Genomic DNA, 17,634 nt, shown 5'->3' with positions numbered 1-17,634 from the left:
GACGTTGTGACGAGTCAGGGGCAGCGTTTCCGGCGGCGTGCGCTGCGGCGCGGCTACAAGGTCGACGAGGTCGACAACTTCCTGGACCGCGTCGAGGCGACGCTGTCCGGCGAGCCGGTCGGTGCGCCCGTCGGCGCCCAGGAGGTGCACGACGTCGTCTTCCGGGTGCGCTTCGGCGGTTATGACGAGTGGCAGGTCGACCTGCACCTCGACCGCGTGGAGCGGCAGCTGGCCGAGCTCGAGGACCGGGGTGGCCGCCCGGGCGCTCCCGACCCGATGCGTGACTCGCTGCGCGGCGGCCTGACCACCGGCAGCATCAGCGCCGGCGGCGGCATGAACACCGGTGGTATGAACACCGGCGGCATGGCGGGCCGCGGTGCGGGCTCGATGGGTGGCGCGGCGTCGGCCGGCATGGCGGGCCGGATGGCCCCGCCGACCGAGCGTCTGCCCGCCCCGCCGATCCGCGAGGACCGGATGCAGCCGCAGCAGATGCAGCAGCGTCCCCAGATGCCCGGCAGCGACCCGTACGGCCGCTACGAGGACACCGGCTCCCAGCAGCAGTACGGCGGCCAGCCTCAGCAGCAGCTCCCGCAGCGCCAGGGACCGCCGCCCGGCTACGACCCGTCGCCCGGCGGTTATGACCCGAGCGGCTTCGACGGCTTCGAGGCCGGCCGGCACGGCAAGACCGACATGACCGCCGAGATCCGGATGCCGCAGCGCGAGGACCCGCGCGGCGGTTACGGCGAGCCCGACCCGCGTGGTGGCTACGGCGCCCCGATGGGTGCTCCGCCGATGCCGGGTTCGCCGATGAGCGGCCCGCCGTCGGGTGGTGGCTACGGCCAGCAGCCGCAGCTTCCGCCGCCGATCGGTGAGCCGGGTGGCGAGCTCTACCGGGTCGACCAGCTACGCCGCACGTTCCAGGTGCGCCGGTTCGGCAGCGGCTACGACCCGATGCAGGTCGACCGGCTGTTCGAGGCGATCCTGCAGGCGATGACCGGCCGCGGCCCGATGCCGGTGCCGGAAAATGAGCTGGACATGCTGCAGTTCGGTCTGGTCTCCGGCGGCTACTTCGAGGCCGAGGTCGACGCCGCGCTGCGCGAGGTCAAGGACATCCTGCTAAGACACCGATGACACGAAAAGGGCCCGCGAAAGCGGGCCCTTTTTTGTTGCGAAGCTGAAGTTACTGATCGTTGGGCTTGAGGCCGTTCCGCCGCAGTACGGCGTCGCCGATCACGACGGCGACCAGGCCGACCGAGAAGAGCACGAGGTAGATGTTCTCGGTGTTGCCCTCGTGGTTGCCCCAGAAGAACAGCAGCATGGCCGCGGCCGTGCCGAGAGCGCCGCGCCGGGCCCACTTCCGGTTACCTGGCTTGAGCTGGTCGGGAGCGTAGACCGGGTCAGATTCCGCAGACACGCCGAAAGTCCTTCCTCGAAGCGCGATCTCAGTACATCAAGAAGTCTCGCATGTCGCCTCCGCGCGCAAGGCAGCAACCCGGACCGGGTACCTTCGAGGCCGTCGGATGGCGACGGAGGAGGACGAAAAAGTGCGGATCACGGGCACCGGCCACGCGAGCATGCGGATCGACACGGCCGCCGGCAGCATTCTGTGCGACCCGTGGGTCAATCCCGCATATTTCGCCTCGTGGTTTCCCTTCCCCGACAATTCGCTGCTGGATTGGAAGGCGCTGGGTGACGTCGACTACCTCTACGTCTCCCACCTGCACCGCGACCACTTCGACGCGAAGAACCTGAAGGAAAACATCAGCAAGAAGGCCACGGTCCTCCTCCCGGAGTACCCGACGTCTCAGCTCGAGGACGAGTTGCGCGAGCTCGGCTTCACCAAGTTCCTGCGGACGAAGTCGAACCAGGTGCACGAGCTCGACGGCGGCCTCAAGGTGATGATCCAGGCGCTGATCAGCCCGACCGACGGCCCGATCGGCGACTCCTCGCTGTGGATCGAGCACGACGGCATCCGGGTGCTCAACCAGAACGACGCCCGCCCCACCGACCTGTCGATCTTCGCCGAGCTGGGCCACGTGCACGCGCACATGCTGCAGTTCTCCGGCGCTATTTGGTACCCGATGGTCTACGAGCTGCCCGAGTCGGCCAAGACCGCGTTCGGCAAGCAGAAGCGCGACCGTCAGTTCGACCGCACCTGGCGCTACATCGACGACCTGAAGGCCGACCACGTCTTCCCGATCGCCGGCCCGCCCTGCTTCCTCGACGACGAGCTGTGGCAGTTCAACGACATCTTCGGCGACGAGGGCAACATCTTCCCCGACCAGGGCGTCTTCCTCGAGGAGTACGCGAAGGTCGGCGGCACCAACGGCATCGTCCTGCTGCCCGGCTCGGTGACCGAGCTGTCGGAAAAGGCGGCGACCACCGAGCACCCCACCCCGATCGACGAGTTCTTCGCCAACAAGCAGGCCTACCTCGAGGAGATGCGGGAGCGCAAAGCACCCATCATCGAGGCTGAGAAGGCGTCCTGGCGGCACCCCGAGATCGACGTGCTGGGCGAGCTCAAGAAGCGCATCGAGCCGCTGCTCGAAGAGTCGATCTACATGGCCCAGGGCGTCGGTGGCCCGGTCCGCTTCGACCTCACCGACAGCTTCGGCACGACCGGCGAGATCGTCGAGAGCATCGTCGTCGACTTCCCCGGCAAGCAGGTCCGGCCGTACGCCGACGAGAAGGTCCGCTACCGCTTCAAGACCGGCCGGGCCCTGATCGAGCACCTGATCTTCATCGACGAGGGTGACTGGGTCAACTCGCTGTTCCTGAGCTGCCGCTTCTCCGCCGCCCGCATCGGGCAGTACAACGAGTTCGTCTACGCCTTCTTCAAGTGCCTCTCCGAGGAGCGCCTGCAATACGCCGAGGGTTGGTACGACGAGCACGAGAAGGAGGTCGAGGCCGAGGACACCCAGCTGGGTGACTGGACGGTTCAGCGCCGCTGCCCGCACCTCAAGGCCGACCTCAGCCGCTTCGGCATCGTCGACGGCAACACCCTGACCTGCCAGCTGCACGGCTGGAAGTTCGACCTCCCCAGCGGACGGTGCCTGACCAGCGTCGGGCACAAGATCCGAGCCGAGAAGAACGAGTAGTTACCGGCCCAGGTCGGTGAGGATGCGCTTGGCGACGTTGTGGCCGGCCGCGCCGATCACGCTGCCGGCCGGGTGGGTGCCCGCCGAGCCGGCGTAAAGGCCGTCGACACCGGTGAAGTAGGGCATCCGCTCGTTGAAGGCCACCGTGTTGTCGACGTGGTGGATGTGGCCGCCGGTGATGCCGAAGTGCTCCTCGATGCCCGGCGGGGTGAGCGGCATGATGTCCGCCACCAGGTCGGACGTGCCGGGGGCGTAGCGGTCGCAGATCGCCAGCAGCTGATCGACGTAGCCGGGCAGTGCTTCGTCCCAGGTCGTGCCGTCAAGGGTGTAGGGCACCGACTGCACGAACAGCGCCGACGAGTGGTGCCCGGCCGCGTCCTGCAGCGACGGGTCGACGGTGGTGTGCACGTACCACTCGATGGTCGGCTCGGCCGGCAGCCGGCCGGCCTGCACCTCGGCCCACATCTCCCGCAGGGCCGCCATCGGCGACTCCCGGTCGTCCCCGCCGGCCAGCCCGGCCGAGCCCGGCAGCAGGTGGATGGTCGACCCGAACGGTGACGGCGTGCCCTCCGGCAGGCAGGAGAATTGCGGCAGGTCGCGCAGCGCCAGGTTGACCTTGAGCGTGGTGCCCGGCCGCCGCACCGACTCCAGGTGCGTGGTGAGTTCTGCTGGAAGCACCCCGTCCGGGACCAGGCTCATCAGCTGGTAGGGGTCGCAGGCGCCGAGTACCACCCGGGCCCGCAGCGAGCGGCCGTCGGTCAGCACGACCCCGCTGGCCGCGCCGCCGTCGACGGTGACCGAGGCGACCCGGGCGTCGGTGAAGAACTGGGCGCCGGCCGCGCGGGCGGCCTCGGCGAACGTGCGCGACACCGTGCCCATGCCACCCTGGGCGATCATCCAGGTGCCGTCGGCGCCGGGCAGCCGGCACATGTTGTGCACCAGGAAGTTATGGCCGGTGCCCGGGTCGTCGGGACCGGCGTTCAGACCGGAGAGGCCGTCGGTAACCGCGTACATGCTCATCAGCAGTTCGCTCTTGAAACCGAACCGGGCCAGGTAGTCGGCGACCGAGCCGCGCACCAGGTCGATGAAGGTGCTCTGCAGCTGCGGCCGGATGTGCCGGTCGGCGATCTCCTCGACACTTGTCGGTTCCTCGAGCCAGGCCGGGGCCAGGTCGGCGCGCAGCGCGGCGATCTCGACGGCCAGCTGCTCGTCGGCGGCGATGTCGCGGGGCGAGAAGAACTTCTCCATCTGCGCCCGGGTGTCCTCGCGGTCCCGCCCGAACAGCAGGTACGGCGAGCCGGCCGGTCCCGGGGTGGGCAGGAAGTAGTGCGGGTCGCGGCGCAGCATCGGGATGTCCACGTCGAGCGTGCGCAGCAGCTCGGGCGGCATCAGCCCGAGCAGGTAGGAGCCGGTGGACTGGCCGAGACCGGGCACCTTGGAGAAGGGGTGCTCGGTGCGGGTCGCCCCGCCCAGCACGCTCGCCGACTCGAGCACGACGACGTCGAGCCCGGCCCGGGCCAGCAAAATCGCGGAGACGAGACCGTTATGACCGGAGCCGATGATGACGACGTCGGTCTGAGCGGGGAAGGGGGTCATGACGAGCGAGCGTAGCGCGCCGATATGAGATGGCGCTTCAGCGTTTCGTATGCGAAAAGTAGCGCAGAGTTGCTCAAGATCGCTGGGAGAGGGATCGGGTGGCCGCGTAACCGGCCAGCAGGATCACGTGGAACAGGTAGAGCCAGAGCCCGATCGCGACCGTTCCGCCGATCTGATCGAACCCGCCGAACGGCACGCCCAGGTCCAGCGGCAGCGAGCAGAACAGCACGAAGCCGTGCAGGAAACCGGCCAGGTTGGCCGCGGTGAACGAACCGATCAGGGTGGTGACCAGCCAGTCCGGGCGGCCGGGGGCGACGTACCGGTAGACCCAGATGACCACCGGGGTGAGCACCAGCCAGCAGCACAGGAAGGACAGGACCACCCCGAGAAACGCGTACACTCCGCCGCGTACCCATAGGGAACTTGTGGTGGGAAGCGCGAGAAACATCGCCAGCAGCAACGCCGGCGCCGCCGCGAGCAGCGGCAGCCAGAGCAACCGGCCCTTCCAGCCCACCGCGATGTCGCCGCCGTCCGGCTCGCGCAGCGAGACGAAGGCCCGGCGCAAACCTTCGCCGTAGAGCGTGGCCGGAAGCAGCCCGGCCAGCGCCATCATCGGGCTCAGGTGCAGCCCGGCGTCGATCAGCGCGCTCAGCGCCCGGGCTGCCCCGATGGCGTCCGGCAGCGCCGCGATGGTGTGCCCGGTGAGTTGCCGCACCCGGCCCGCCCCGGCCACCCGCCCGGTCACCCAGATCGCCAGCAGCGCGATCGGCACCACCGCGATACCGGCATAGAAGGTCACCGCGGCGGCCCGCAACGCCAGGTCCCGCCCGCGCAGAGGACGGAATGCCGCCTTCATCGCTGCCCACACACCGGTCTGTTACCCACTTCGGGCGTCCGGGAAGATGGGCGGCATGCGCGACCTCGTTCTGCTCGGCTCGACCGGTTCCATCGGCACTCAGGCCATCGACATCGTGCGGCGTAACCCCGACCGGTTCCGGGTGGTGGCGCTCGGGGCCGGCGGCGGCAACGTCGAGCTGCTCGCCGCCCAGGCGCTGGCGCTGGAGGTCGAGGTCGTCGGGGTGGCCCGCGCGTCGGTCGTGCAGGACCTCCAGCTCGCGTTCTATGCCGAGGCGCAGCGACGCGGCTGGGCCACCGGCGACTTCAAGATCCCGCGGATCGTGGCCGGCCCGGACGCGATGACCCAGCTGGCCCAGGAGCCGTGCGACGTCGTGCTCAACGGCGTGGTCGGCAGCCTCGGCCTGGCGCCGACGCTGGCCGCGCTGGAATCCGGCCGCATCCTGGCCCTGGCCAACAAGGAGTCGCTGGTGGCCGGCGGCCCGCTGGTGCGCCGGGTGGCCAAACAGGGCCAGATCGTCCCGGTCGACTCGGAGCACTCGGCGCTGGCCCAGTGCCTGCGCGGCGGCAGCGCGGCCGAGGTGACGAAGCTCATCCTGACCGCGAGCGGCGGCGCCTTCCGGGGCCGGAGCCGGGCCGAGCTGACCGAGGTCACCCCGGAGGAAGCCCTCAAGCACCCGACCTGGGACATGGGCCCGGTGGTCACCATCAACTCGGCCACCATGGTCAACAAGGCCCTCGAGGTGATCGAGGCGCACGAGCTGTTCGGGGTCGGCTATGACGACATCGAGGTGGCGGTGCACCCGCAGTCGGTCATCCACTCGATGGTGGAATTCGCCGACGGCTCGACGTTGGCGCAGGCCAGCCCGCCGGACATGCGGCTGCCGATCGCGCTCGCGCTGGCCTGGCCGGACCGCGTGCCCGGCGCCGCCAAGGCGGTCGACTGGCGCGAGGCGCACAACTGGGAGTTCCGGCCGCTCGACGACGAGGCGTTCCCGGCCGTCCGGCTGGCCAAGGCGGCCGGTCGCGCGGGACACTGCCGCCCGGCGATCTACAACGCCGCGAACGAGGAGTGTGTAGCCGCGTTCGCGGCCGGTCGGCTACCTTTTCTGGGCATCGTCGACACCCTGGAACGCGTCCTCGCCGAGGCACCTGACTTTCCCGAACCGAGTACCGTCGAAGAAGTGCTTGCCGCCGAGGCCTGGGCCCGTGCCGAGGCACAGCGGATGATCACTACTGTGGCTGAAGGAGCCTGATGCTGTACTGGCTGGGAGTGGCGGCCTTCGCGCTGACCATCCTGATCTCGGTAAGCCTGCACGAGTTCGGCCACCTGCTCACCGCCAAGTATTTCGGCATGAAGGTCACGAAATACTTCGTGGGCTTCGGCCCGACGATCTTCTCGTTCCAGAAGGGCGAGACGGAGTACGGCCTGAAGGGCATCCCGCTCGGCGGCTTCTGCAAGATCGTCGGCATGACGCCGCAGGACGACGACGTCGCCCCGGAGGACCAGCCCCGCGCGATGTGGCGCTTCCCGGTCTGGAAGCGGACGATCGTGATGGCGGCCGGCTCGATCACCCACTTCATGCTGGCGCTCGCCGCCGCCTGGGTGGTCGCCTTCACGCTCGGCCTGCCCAACACCGCCTACCCGGCGACCACGGCCGACCAGCTGAAGCAGGCGCCGTACATCACGATCTCGGACTGCACCTGGATCACCATCCCGACCGACGCCAACGCCGTCTGCACCCCGGGCAGCAACGGCGCGGTGGCCGGCCCGGCCGCCGCGGCCGGCCTGAAGGACGGCGACCTGGTCACCAAGGTCGGCACCACCGCGGTCACCACTTACGGCCAGCTGACCGACGCGATCCGCAGCCAGCAGGCCGGCCCGGTCGCCTTCGAATACCAGCGCGACGGCGTCACCTCGACCGCCACGGTCGACCTGATCACCGCCGACCGCAAGCCGGTCAGCGACGACAACGGCGCGATCGCCAAGGTGGCCGTGGCCGGCCTCGGCTGGGACACGTCGAGCGTCGAAAGCATGATCAAGTACAACGCCGCGAGCGCGGTGCCGGCGACCTTCGAGTACGGCTGGTACCTGGTGGAGAACACCTTCAAGGCGCTCGGCCGGATCCCCGAGAAGGTGCCGGCGCTGTGGCACTCGGTGACCGGCAGCGAGCGCGACCCGGACACCCCGATCAGCGTGGTCGGTGCGAGCCGGCTCGGTGGCGAGGCGATCGAGCACGGTGTGCCCGAGCTGTTCCTCAACATCTTCATCTCGCTGAACGTGTTCATCGGCATCTTCAACCTGCTGCCGCTGCTGCCGGTCGACGGCGGGCACATCGCGATCGCCTGGTTCGAACGGGCCCGGTCGTGGCTGTACGCCAAGCTGAAGCGCCCCGACCCGGGACGTGTCGATTACTACAAGCTGATGCCGATCACATACGCGGTCATTCTGATCGGTGGTGCGTTTACCGTATTGACGATCACCGCCGACATCGTCAATCCGATCCAGATCTTCAATAGGTGATGCACAAGTGACCGCGATCAGTCTTGGTATGCCTGCCGTACCCCCGCCGCCGCTGGCGCCTCGGCGCAAGAGCCGCCAGATCATGGTGGGCAGCGTGCCGGTGGGCGGTGGCGCCCCGGTAAGCGTGCAGTCGATGACGACCACGCTCACCTCCGACATCAACTCCACTCTCCAGCAGATCGCCGAGCTGACTGCCTCGGGTTGCCAGATCGTCCGGGTCGCCGTGCCGTCCCAGGACGACATCGAGGCGCTGCCCGCGATCGCCAAGAAGTCGCAGATCCCGGTGATCGCCGACATCCACTTCCAGCCGAAGTACGTGTTCGCCGCGATCGACGCGGGCTGCGCCGCGGTCCGGGTCAACCCGGGCAACATCCGCCAGTTCGACGACAAGGTCAAGGAGATCGCGAAGGCGGCGGGCGACGCCGGCATCCCGATCCGGATCGGCGTCAACGCCGGCAGCCTGGACAAGCGCCTGCTGGAGAAGTACGGCAAGGCCACCGCCGAGGCGCTGGTCGAGTCGGCGCTCTGGGAGTGCTCGCTGTTCGAGGAGCACGGCTTCCGGGACATCAAGATCTCGGTCAAGCACAACGACCCGGTCGTGATGATCCGGGCCTACCGCCAGCTGGCCGAGCAGTGCGACTACCCGCTGCACCTGGGTGTCACCGAGGCCGGCCCGACCTTCCAGGGCACGATCAAGAGCTCGGTGGCGTTCGGCGCACTGCTCGCCGAGGGCATCGGGGACACCATCCGGGTGTCGCTGTCCGCCCCGCCGGTCGAGGAGATCAAGGTCGGCAACGCCATCCTCGAGTCGCTGGGCCTGCGCGAGCGGGGCCTGGAGATCGTCTCCTGCCCGTCCTGCGGCCGCGCCCAGGTCGACGTCTACACGCTGGCCGAGCGGGTCACCGCCGCGCTGGAGGACCTCCCGGTCCCACTGCGGGTGGCGGTCATGGGTTGCGTCGTGAACGGCCCCGGCGAGGCCCGGGAGGCCGACCTGGGAGTCGCGTCCGGCAACGGCAAGGGCCAGATCTTCGTGAAGGGCAAGGTCATCAAGACCGTGCCCGAGTCGATCATCGTGGAGACGCTCGTCGAGGAGGCGCTCCGGCTGGCCGAGGAGATGGGCGCCGAGCTGCCGGACGAGTTGCGCGAGCTGCTCCCCGGCGCGCAGGTCACGGTGCATTAACTTTTCGAGTCGGTAATCCGCGAAAGGGGATAAACACCCGATCGCGGGGCTGTGAGGCTCATTCGGTGCGTGTTAGTTTCGCGGGCCTGTACCGGAGATGAACCTTTGGTCGTTTGGCGACGGCTTCTACGCTGATGTCGCCAAACGACCCGAACCCGCCGAAAGTTGATTGCTGACATGCCGCAAGCTCCGGATGACCTCGAGGTCACCGTTCTGCTTCCCTGCCTCAACGAGGCCGAGACGCTGGAGGTCTGCGTCCGCAAGGCGCTGGGCTCGCTGGCCGAGCTCGGTGTCCACGGTGAGGTGCTGGTCAGTGACAACGGCTCGACCGACGGCTCGCAGGCGATCGCCGTCGCGGCCGGTGCCCGGGTGGTGCACGCGCCGATCCGTGGTTACGGCGGCGCGCTGCTCAACGGCATCGAGCAGGCCCGCGGCAAATACATCATCATGGCCGACGCCGACGACTCGTACGATCTGGCCAACCTCGGCCCGTTCATCGAGGGCCTGCGGGCCGGGCACGACGTGGTGATGGGCAACCGGTTCCGCGGCGGCATCATGCCCGGCGCCATGCCGCCCCTGCACCGTTACCTCGGCAACCCGGTGTTGTCCTGGCTCGGCCGGGCGCTGATCGGGCTCAAGGGCGTCAACGACTTCCACTGCGGCATCCGCGGCTTCCACCGGGAGCGCATCCGCGAGCTCCAGCTCTGCATGCCCGGCATGGAGTTCGCCTCCGAGCTGGTGGTGCGGGCCAAGTTCTCCGGTTACGACATGGCCGAGGTGCCGACCACGCTGCGTCCCGACGGCCGCAGCCGCCCGCCGCACCTGCGCACCTGGCGCGACGGCTGGCGGCACCTGCGCTTCCTGCTGGTGTTCGCGCCGCGCCGCACCCTGGTCTGGCCCGGTCTGATCATCTTCCTGGTCGGCCTGGTCAGCACGACCGCGCTGGCCACCGGCCCGCGGGCGATCGGCGGCGTGGAGTTCGACATCAACGCTCTCGCCTACGCGTGCGTGGCGGTCCTGGTCGGTTTCCAGCTGATCCTGTTCGGCGGCTACGCCGAGCTGTACGGGCGGTTCGAGGGCCTGGTGCGCGACCGCGACCTGAGTCGATGGGCCCGCTGGCTGAGTTTCGAACGCTGCGTGGCGCTGGGCCTGGCCGTGATCGCCCTGGGCGTGGCCGGCACCATCGCGGCGGTGGCCGACTGGGGTGCCGCTGACTTCGGCAACCTGGACCCGCGCGGCACGATCCGCCTGGTGCTGCCGTCGGCCACCGCGATCGCGATCGGCGTGGTGGGTGTCTTCGCCGGCCTGTTCTCCAGCCTGCTGACCCTGCGCGGGGTTCGGAAGGACACCGTCCTCACCGAGCGCATCCCGCGCCAGCGTCAGCGTCAGCGCGACCGTGACCGCGATCTGGTGAGCTAGAACAGCACCGTCGCGAACGAGCCGGCCGAGACGAAGCCGCATTTCGTGTAGACGTGCCGCGCCGCCACGTTGTAGTCGTTCACGTAGAGACTCACCGTGGGTGACACCCGGCGCAGCGCGTCGTGCACGACGGTGGCCATCGCGGGCGCGGCCAGACCGCGCCCGCGGAACTCCGGATCGACCCAGACACCCTGCACCTGCGTCGTGCGCCGGGTGACGATGGCCAGCTCGGCCTTGAAGATCACTCGGTCGCCGATGAACCTCGCGTACGCCTTCTTGCCCTTTACCAGCTCGGCTATCCGCCGCTTGTAGCCGCGCCCGCCGTCGTCGAGCAGCGGCGAGACGCCGACCTCTTCGGTGTACATCGACACCGCCGCCGGGAAGAGCGCGTCGACCTCGCTGGGCCGCACCAGCCGAACCTCGGGATCGAGCGGGATGGTCGGCTCGCGGTCGGCGACCATCAGCGGCTGGTTGGTCCGCACGTCGCGAGCCCGCCCCCAGTAGCCGCCGAGGCGGTCCCACAGGTCGAGGACGGCTTCCGACCGGCCGATGATCGACGAGCAGATGCGCGGCTCGGACCCGAGCATGTCGGCGAAGGCCGCGGTGGCCGCCGGCGTCGAGCAGACCGGCACCAGATGCGCGCCCGACCAGACGATCGATTCGACCTTGCGGCCGGTGCCGTAGCCGAAGATGCGGCCGTCGGACCGCCACCAGTTCAGCCCGTGTGCGGCCACTCGCTCGGCGATCTGAGCGCCCGCGTAGGGATCGCGGTCGAGGATCCGCTCGACCGCTGCGCGCTCGGACTCCCCGAGTTGGCGAATGGGCACCGTCAGCACAGGTATCACATTGCCAGATCAGAGCCGGTTGACACGTCCCGCAACCCCCTCTCTCCAAGAAACCCTTGCGTCCGATGCGTTGCCGATATATCGTCAAACTATCGACAACAGAACGGAGATAGTCATGAGGTTCCAGACTGAAGGTCACCCCGGTCACGGTCGTCGCATGCGCGGCGGAGGTTTCGGCTTCCCGGGCGGTTTCCCGTTCGGGCCCGGCGGTCCCGACTTCGGCGCAGGCTTCGGTCCTGGCGGCGGCCCATTCGGCCCCGGCCAGCGAGGCCATCGACGCGGCGGTCGCGGCAGCCGGCTCAACGTCCGGCCCGCGATCCTCGCGCTCCTGCTGGAGCGGCCCATGCACGGCTACGAGATGATCCAGGAACTCGACGCACGCACCAACGGCATCTGGCGGCCCAGCCCCGGCTCGATCTACCCCACCCTCCAGCTCCTGGAGGACGAGGGCCTCATCGAGCCCGAGACGTCCGGCAGCCGCAAGAGCTACCACCTCACCGACGCCGGGCGTCCCGAGGCCGAGACGGCCGCGCAGAACCCGCCGTGGGCCAGCATCGGCGACGACACGATGTCCCAGGTGCAGGACTTCCGCGACGCGGCGGTCGGCATCATGGGCGCGTTGCGCCAGGTGGGTTTCAACGGCACCCCGGAACAGCGTCAGAAGGCGCTCGAGGTGCTCAACGAGACAAAGCGGAAGCTCTACGCGATTCTTGCCGATAGCGAGTAATTCAAGAGCTGACGAAGAAAGGCGCATCCCTCGGGGTGCGCCTTTCGGTCGTTCCAGCTTTCTTTAGATACGCCGTCGGGCTGCCACAACCGCAATACCCCGAACCGCCGCGGCGGCCGGCCCACTGCAACACCGGGCCGTCGCGGGCTTCCGGCCGAGGAGGCCGGAATCAGCCGCGAGCGCCCAGGTCTGTGAGGGTCTTGATCAGCGTGGGGAAGCCGCCGGCCTCCAAGGCGGGGGTCGGCAGGAGAGCCATTACCGGGACCTTGATGCCGGCTGCGGCGTAGGCCTCGACCTTGGTGCGGCATTCGTCGGGGCTGCCGTGCACGATCAAGTCGTCGACCAGCGAGTCGGGGATCGCGGCCAACGCGCCCTTGCGGTCGCCGGCTGACCAGGCCTGCCACATCGGGGTCAAGACCTCCGTGCGGCCCAGCCAGCGGTGGAAGGCGGCATAAGCGGGCACTGTCAGGTAGGCCGCGATCAGGCGGCGGCCGACCGCTCGGGCGTAGGCGGCGTCGTCGGTCGGGCAGACGAAAATGCGGGCCGCTACTTCGAAGTCGGGGCCGGCTGCTTTGGTCTCGGCCAGGGCCGTTGACACATCGGCGGGGGAGAGCCAGTTCAGGATTACGCCGTCGGCCTCGGCGGCGGCCAGGCGGAGCATGCCGGGGCGCAGCGCGGCCAGCAGGATCTGCGGCGGGGTGGCCGGCGGCCGCTCGAGCCGGAACCGGCGCAGGGCGAACGTGCCGTAGTCGTGGTCGACCGTCTCGCCGGCCAGCGCCGCCTTCAGGAAGCGGAGCACGTCGCGGCTGCGCGCGTACGGCTCGGTGAAGTCGACGGCGTTCCAGTCGCCGACCACGACCGGTGAGGACGAGCCGATACCCAGCTGGAAGCGGCCGGGCGCGGCCTCGGCCAGGGCGGCGGCGGTCATCGCGAGCAGGCCGGGGCCGCGGGTGAAGACCGGCGCGATCGCGGTGCCCAGCCGCAGCCGTGGCTGCCAGGCCGCGGCCAGCGTGAGCGGGGTGAACGCGTCGGTGCCGTTCACCTCCGACGACCACAGGTCGGTGAAGCCGGCGTCCTCCAGTGCCTGGTAGACGGCCTGGTGGCCGGACAGCGGAACTCCACTCAACGGCACGGTCATGCCCCATCGCATCGACATGCGATCGATCCTGCCTGGCTCGGCCCAGTGAGGTCTACCACCGCGGCGTGGAATAGATCTCCTTTGCGGGTAGGTTTTTGCACTGACCAGTCAGTGCAAAAACAGGAGTCGATCATGCCGGTGCTCACCGCCCGCGCCGCCGGTGTTCGCCGGCGTCGCCACTGGCTGTTCCGCGATCTCGACGTCGCGGTCGAGCCGGGCGAGCTGGTCGCGGTGGTCGGGCCGCCGGGCAGTGGGCGGACGACGGTGCTGCTCAGCCTGGCCAAGCGGTTCCGGCTCGCGGCCGGCAACGTCACCGCCGAGGGGCGGGTGGCGCTCGGCTACGTGCCCGAGGTGACCGCCCCCGAACCGGTGTTCACCGTCACCGAGCACGTCCGTGAGCGGCTGTCGCTGCTCGGCCGCCGTCGCCGCGAGGCCGACGGGGTCGATCTGCTCGGGCTTGACCCGGACAAGAAGGGCCGCGACCTCTCGCCCTACGAGAAGCAGGTGCTCGGGCTGGTGCTGGCTCAGTTGGAGCGGCCGGCGGTGATCGCGCTCGACGGCCTGGACGAGGGCCTCGACCAGCGTGAGCAGGCCGCCCTGCTGGAGCACCTGACCGGGATCGCCGCCACCGGCCCGGCCGTCCTGCTGACCGCCCGCGAGATCGGCCCGGCCCTGGTGACCACGGTGATCCACCTCGGCGCCGAACACCCGAGCACCGACGCACCGGTCGAGGCGGCCGGCGACGGTGCTCAGCCCGTACCGGCCGAGGAAGTTGCGGCAGACCGCGCGGCCGGCGGCGAACAGACAGAGACGGCGGACGGCGAAGCCGGCGCCGATGAGGGGGAGCGGTGAGCTTTTCGACGTTGTCGCTGGCCGGGCTGGAGCTGCGCAGGTTTCTGCGCGGCCGGCTGACCGCCGCGGCTCTCGCGGTGCTGGCGGTGGTTCCGTTGCTGTACGGGGCCCTGTACCTGTACGCGTTCTGGGATCCCTACGGCCGGCTGAACCACATCCCGGCGGCGCTCGTGGTCGAGGACCGGACGGCCACCGCAACCGACGGCACCAGCGTGCACGCCGGCCAGGACCTGGCCGACGAGCTGATCGACCGGCAGATCTTCGACTGGCACGTGGTGACCGAGTCCGCGGCGCAGAAGGGCCTGGAGAGCGGGAAGTATCAGATCTCGCTGCGGATCCCGGCCGACTTCTCGGCCGACCTGGTGACCGGCCCGGACGATGCCGTCCCGGCCAAGGCTGCGCAGCTCACCGCGGTCAGCGACGACTCGACCAACTATCTGTCCGGAGTGTTCGCCCGGACCGCGTTCGACGAGGTCCGCGCGGCCGCGGCGGCCAGCGCGTCGGCCGGCTACTACGACAAGATGCTGATCGGGTTCACCGACCTCAAGACCCAGACCCAGGAGGCCGCCGACGGCGCCACCAAGGTCGAGAACGGCGTGGGCGACGCCGAGAGCGGGGCCGGGCAGCTGGCCGGCGGCATCGACGACGCGCACGACGGCGCCGGGACGCTAGCCGCCGGACTCGGCACCGCCGCCACCAGCCTGGACACCCTGACCAACGGTCTCGCCGAGCTGAACACCGGCGCGAAACAGCTGGCCGGCGGCACCGCCCAGGCGGCCGCCGGCGGTCAGCAGCTGGCCACCGCGGTGGACGGCGCGGCCGACCAGATCGTGCCGGTGCTGCGCGACAACGCGAGCACCATCCAGGACGCGGCGAACCTGGTCGCGACCGGAGCGGACACCCTGGCCGCGAACATCGGCGCCATCGACAGCGCCGCCGGCCAGGCCGTCAAGGACGCCCGGCAGCTGCAGGACTACCTGGACGGACTGCCCGCCGACACCGCCGGGCTGGCCGACGCGAAGGCGCTCGCCGCGAGCCTGGTGACCACCGCCGAGAAGGTCCAGAACACCGTGGACCAGGCCGACCTCGACGGGCTGCGGGCCGAGCTCAAGCAGGTCGCGGCCACCGCCCGGCAGGTCGCGGCGGCGGCACCGCACCTGGCCGACGACATCCAGGCCGCCCGCACCAAGGTCGACCAGCTCGCGGCCGGGCTGAACCAGCTGGCCACCGGCGCGAAGCAGCTGCAGACCGGCGTCGCCGACGCGCACGACGGGGCCGCGCGCATCGCCAACGGCGTCTACCAGCTGAAGACCGGCGCGCAGCAGCTCGACGGCGGTCTCGGCAAGCTGTCCACCGGCGGGCACCAGCTGGCCGACGGGCTCGGCAAGCTGCAGGGTGGAGCCCAGCAGCTCGCGGAAGGGCTGGCCGACGGCGCGTCGCAGATCCCGAGTTACGGCGACGACCCGTCGGACCGGGCCGGCGTGCTGGCCGATCCGGTCTCGCTGGACCGCAACGTGCGCAACCCGGCCGGGACCTATGGCGTCGGATTCGCGCCCTATTTCCTGGCGCTGGCCCTGTGGGTCGGCGCGATGATCACCTACATGGTGTTGCGTCCGCTCAACCGGCGGCATCTGATGTCCGGCGCGCCGGCTCCCCGGGTCGCGCTGGCCGGCCTGCTGCCGGCCGTGGCGATCGGGCTCACCCAGGCCACCCTGCTCTTCGCGGTGGTCCGGTTCGGGCTCGGGTTGTCCCCGGTGCACCCGCTGCTGACCTGGGGACTGCTGCTGCTCACGGCCACCGCCTTCGCGGCGCTCATGCAACTGATCGGGGCCGCGCTCGGCGCACCCGGCCGGATCGTCGCGCTGGCCCTGCTCATGCTGCAGCTGACCTCCTCCGGAGGCACCTATCCGGTGCAGACCACGCCGGGCTTCTTCCAGGCGATCCACCCGCTGCTACCGATGACGTACGTGGTGGAAGCCATGCGGCACACCATCGACGGGGGTGCCTCGGGGCCGGTGGTCACGGGGGTGCTGGCGCTGCTCGCCTACGGCCTGGGATCGTTGGTGCTGACGGTGCTGGTGGCACACCGGTCGCGGCGCCTGACGCCGTCGGCCCTGCACCCCGAACTGGCTATCTGACGACGGATTGAGGCGACGGTGACGGACGGCAGGAGCCGGCGGCGCGAGGACACCCGGCAGCGGCTGTACGAGGCCGCCGTCGAGCTCATCGCCGAGCAGGGCTTCTCGGCGACCACGGTGGACGACATCGCGCTGCGCGCCAAGGTCGCCAAGGGCACCGTCTACTACAACTTCAAGTCGAAGAACGACCTGTTCGAGGAGCTGCTGCGGCACGGCATCGAGCTGCTCACCGCGGGTTTCCGGCAGGCGGTCGAGGGGCTGCCGCCGCGCGAGGCGGTGGGCGCGCTGATCCGCACCCAGCTGGAGTACATCCGCCGTTACCAGGCCTTCGCCCAGCTGCTGCTGTCCGAGATGTGGCGCACCAACCGGGAGTGGCACCAGACCCTGATCCTGCTGCGCGAGCAGGCGATCGGGGTGATCGCCGAGACCGTGCAGGCCGGCGTCGACTCCGGCGACCTGCCGGACGACCTGGACGTGCGGGTCGCCTCGGCGGCGCTGTTCGGGGTCGGTCTGGTGGTGGCGGTGGACTGGCTGGTGTTCCAGCCGGAACGCCCGATCGAGGACGTCGAGGAGTCACTTCTCGCCATCGTGCGGCGAGTGGGATAGGGCCTGTCCTAGGCCGCCGACGTCTTCGTGGGCTGGGTGGCGTCGTCGCCCTCGGTGATGGTGCCGCCGAGTTCGAGGATGTGCCGGTGGGCCGCGGCCAGCCGGTCCTCGAGCAGAACGATGCGGCAGGCGGCGGTGAGCAGAAGGCCCTCGTCCAGCAGCTGCCGGACGCGGATGGCGAGTTGAAGCTGGTGGCGGGAGTAGCGGCGGTGGCCGCCGAGGGAGCGCTCGGGCTCGATCAGGCCCGCGGCGCCGAGACTGCGCAGGAAGGCCGCGGTCACGCCGATCATGTCGGCGGCGCGGCCCATGGTGTACGCCGGGTAGTCGGCGTCGTCGAATGTCGTTCTCATTGCCCTTTCCGGGGGGAGGAGACAGTCCAAGGCCCCGGCGGGTAACCGGGGCCCTGGCTTTTCAATTCTGTTGCCGACCGTCGTCGGCGCATGCGGTCATCCGTCTGCGTGCCGCTAACGGACGGCCTGAGTGATGGGCATCGGCTGCGATCACCTCTTGTCGGGTCGGGGACGTTGCGATTTCGCGTTGCTGCGGTATCTCGTCCTCCTTAGCCAACTCAGGGTCTGTGCCAGTTGCTTGTCGGCTGTGCGTGGCCGACTCCAGAAAGACTATGCCCGAGACGGCCCGATTTCTAGTACCACGGC

The 17,634-nt window shown here is 69.7% G+C and carries 16 protein-coding genes; 10 read left to right on the top strand and 6 right to left on the bottom strand.

From position 1 onward, the window contains the following. Window positions 1-6: 6 nt before the first annotated feature. The gene (locus Ate02nite_RS06330; protein ID WP_203800407.1) at window positions 7-1,131 is read left to right on the top strand and encodes a DivIVA domain-containing protein; all 1,125 of its coding nucleotides are present in this window, start codon (window positions 7-9) and stop codon (window positions 1,129-1,131) included. Window positions 1,132-1,180: 49 nt separating this feature from the next. Here Ate02nite_RS06330 and Ate02nite_RS06325 read toward each other — a convergent pair whose 3' ends face one another. Beyond that, entirely contained in the window at window positions 1,181-1,414 is a 234-nt protein-coding gene (locus tag Ate02nite_RS06325; protein WP_203800404.1) for a DUF2631 domain-containing protein, read from the bottom strand. Between the two features lie 130 nt (window positions 1,415-1,544). Here Ate02nite_RS06325 and Ate02nite_RS06320 point away from each other — a divergent pair, with 130 nt between their 5' ends. After that, window positions 1,545-3,098, top strand: a complete 1,554-nt coding sequence (locus tag Ate02nite_RS06320; protein WP_203800401.1) for a Rieske 2Fe-2S domain-containing protein — start codon at window positions 1,545-1,547, stop codon at window positions 3,096-3,098. Here Ate02nite_RS06320 and Ate02nite_RS06315 read toward each other — a convergent pair whose 3' ends face one another. Together Ate02nite_RS06315 and Ate02nite_RS06310 are read right to left on the bottom strand one after the other, a co-directional pair. Next, the gene (locus tag Ate02nite_RS06315) at window positions 3,099-4,694 is read right to left on the bottom strand and encodes a phytoene desaturase family protein (protein WP_203800399.1); all 1,596 of its coding nucleotides are present in this window, start codon (window positions 4,692-4,694) and stop codon (window positions 3,099-3,101) included. 73 nt (window positions 4,695-4,767) lie between these two features. Beyond that, the gene (locus tag Ate02nite_RS06310; protein WP_203800396.1) at window positions 4,768-5,550 is read right to left on the bottom strand and encodes a YhjD/YihY/BrkB family envelope integrity protein; all 783 of its coding nucleotides are present in this window, start codon (window positions 5,548-5,550) and stop codon (window positions 4,768-4,770) included. Between the two features lie 46 nt (window positions 5,551-5,596). Between Ate02nite_RS06310 and dxr the strand changes: the two genes are divergently transcribed. From dxr to Ate02nite_RS06290, 4 genes are all read left to right on the top strand, one after another. Next, a complete protein-coding gene (gene dxr, locus Ate02nite_RS06305) occupies window positions 5,597-6,805 on the top strand; it encodes a 1-deoxy-D-xylulose-5-phosphate reductoisomerase (protein WP_203800385.1) in 1,209 nt (402 codons plus the stop codon). Next, window positions 6,805-8,073, top strand: a complete 1,269-nt coding sequence (locus Ate02nite_RS06300) for a M50 family metallopeptidase (protein WP_203800383.1) — start codon at window positions 6,805-6,807, stop codon at window positions 8,071-8,073. Before dxr ends, Ate02nite_RS06300 begins: the two co-directional genes overlap by 1 nt. A gap of 7 nt (window positions 8,074-8,080) precedes the next feature. After that, entirely contained in the window at window positions 8,081-9,253 is a 1,173-nt protein-coding gene (ispG, locus tag Ate02nite_RS06295; protein WP_203800381.1) for a flavodoxin-dependent (E)-4-hydroxy-3-methylbut-2-enyl-diphosphate synthase, read from the top strand. A gap of 177 nt (window positions 9,254-9,430) precedes the next feature. Continuing rightward, the gene (locus Ate02nite_RS06290) at window positions 9,431-10,672 is read left to right on the top strand and encodes a glycosyltransferase family 2 protein (RefSeq protein WP_203800379.1); all 1,242 of its coding nucleotides are present in this window, start codon (window positions 9,431-9,433) and stop codon (window positions 10,670-10,672) included. Here Ate02nite_RS06290 and Ate02nite_RS06285 read toward each other — a convergent pair. After that, the gene (locus Ate02nite_RS06285) at window positions 10,669-11,508 is read right to left on the bottom strand and encodes a GNAT family N-acetyltransferase (protein ID WP_203800377.1); all 840 of its coding nucleotides are present in this window, start codon (window positions 11,506-11,508) and stop codon (window positions 10,669-10,671) included. The genes Ate02nite_RS06290 and Ate02nite_RS06285 overlap by 4 nt on opposite strands. Window positions 11,509-11,632: 124 nt before the next feature. Between Ate02nite_RS06285 and Ate02nite_RS06280 the strand changes: the two genes are divergently transcribed. Continuing rightward, window positions 11,633-12,244, top strand: a complete 612-nt coding sequence (locus Ate02nite_RS06280) for a PadR family transcriptional regulator (protein WP_203800375.1) — start codon at window positions 11,633-11,635, stop codon at window positions 12,242-12,244. A gap of 169 nt (window positions 12,245-12,413) precedes the next feature. On the opposite strand, the gene Ate02nite_RS06275 is transcribed toward Ate02nite_RS06280, so the two are convergent. Beyond that, the gene (locus Ate02nite_RS06275) at window positions 12,414-13,382 is read right to left on the bottom strand and encodes an LLM class F420-dependent oxidoreductase (protein WP_203800623.1); all 969 of its coding nucleotides are present in this window, start codon (window positions 13,380-13,382) and stop codon (window positions 12,414-12,416) included. Between the two features lie 132 nt (window positions 13,383-13,514). Here Ate02nite_RS06275 and Ate02nite_RS06270 point away from each other — a divergent pair, with 132 nt between their 5' ends. The 3 genes from Ate02nite_RS06270 to Ate02nite_RS06260 are packed head-to-tail and all read left to right on the top strand — an operon-like array spanning window position 13,515 to window position 16,978. Beyond that, complete coding sequence (locus tag Ate02nite_RS06270; protein ID WP_203800373.1) at window positions 13,515-14,234, top strand: ABC transporter ATP-binding protein; 720 nt, start codon at window positions 13,515-13,517, stop codon at window positions 14,232-14,234. Further along, a complete protein-coding gene (locus Ate02nite_RS06265) occupies window positions 14,231-16,372 on the top strand; it encodes a YhgE/Pip domain-containing protein (RefSeq protein WP_203800361.1) in 2,142 nt (713 codons plus the stop codon). The genes Ate02nite_RS06270 and Ate02nite_RS06265 overlap by 4 nt, the downstream gene beginning before the upstream one ends. Window positions 16,373-16,390: 18 nt before the next feature. Further along, window positions 16,391-16,978, top strand: a complete 588-nt coding sequence (locus tag Ate02nite_RS06260) for a TetR/AcrR family transcriptional regulator (RefSeq protein ID WP_203800359.1) — start codon at window positions 16,391-16,393, stop codon at window positions 16,976-16,978. A gap of 8 nt (window positions 16,979-16,986) precedes the next feature. Here the strand turns inward: Ate02nite_RS06260 and Ate02nite_RS06255 are convergent, their stop codons facing one another. Continuing rightward, a complete protein-coding gene (locus tag Ate02nite_RS06255) occupies window positions 16,987-17,328 on the bottom strand; it encodes a MerR family transcriptional regulator (RefSeq protein WP_203800356.1) in 342 nt (113 codons plus the stop codon). Window positions 17,329-17,634 lie beyond the last annotated feature (306 nt).

The sequence above is a fragment of the Paractinoplanes tereljensis genome (assembly GCF_016862435.1).
Taxonomy (GTDB): Bacteria; Actinomycetota; Actinomycetes; order Mycobacteriales; family Micromonosporaceae; genus Actinoplanes; species Actinoplanes tereljensis.
The sequence above is the reverse complement of the archived record's forward strand: the minus strand, read 5'-3'. Positions and strand labels throughout refer to the sequence as shown.

What these genes read in the sequence shown, in the direction of transcription:
- Ate02nite_RS06290 (WP_203800379.1), top strand. Translation starts at nt 9,431, where the DNA reads ATGCCGCAAGCTCCGGATGACCTCGAGGTCACCGTTCTGCTTCCCTGC.
- Ate02nite_RS06300 (WP_203800383.1), top strand. Translation starts at nt 6,805, where the DNA reads ATGCTGTACTGGCTGGGAGTGGCGGCCTTCGCGCTGACCATCCTGATC.
- Ate02nite_RS06270 (WP_203800373.1), top strand. Translation starts at nt 13,515, where the DNA reads ATGCCGGTGCTCACCGCCCGCGCCGCCGGTGTTCGCCGGCGTCGCCAC.
- dxr (WP_203800385.1), top strand. Translation starts at nt 5,597, where the DNA reads ATGGGCGGCATGCGCGACCTCGTTCTGCTCGGCTCGACCGGTTCCATC.
- Ate02nite_RS06280 (WP_203800375.1), top strand. Translation starts at nt 11,633, where the DNA reads ATGAGGTTCCAGACTGAAGGTCACCCCGGTCACGGTCGTCGCATGCGC.
- Ate02nite_RS06275 (WP_203800623.1), bottom strand. Translation starts at nt 13,382, where the DNA reads ATGACCGTGCCGTTGAGTGGAGTTCCGCTGTCCGGCCACCAGGCCGTC.
- Ate02nite_RS06315 (WP_203800399.1), bottom strand. Translation starts at nt 4,694, where the DNA reads ATGACCCCCTTCCCCGCTCAGACCGACGTCGTCATCATCGGCTCCGGT.
- Ate02nite_RS06255 (WP_203800356.1), bottom strand. Translation starts at nt 17,328, where the DNA reads ATGAGAACGACATTCGACGACGCCGACTACCCGGCGTACACCATGGGC.
- Ate02nite_RS06310 (WP_203800396.1), bottom strand. Translation starts at nt 5,550, where the DNA reads ATGAAGGCGGCATTCCGTCCTCTGCGCGGGCGGGACCTGGCGTTGCGG.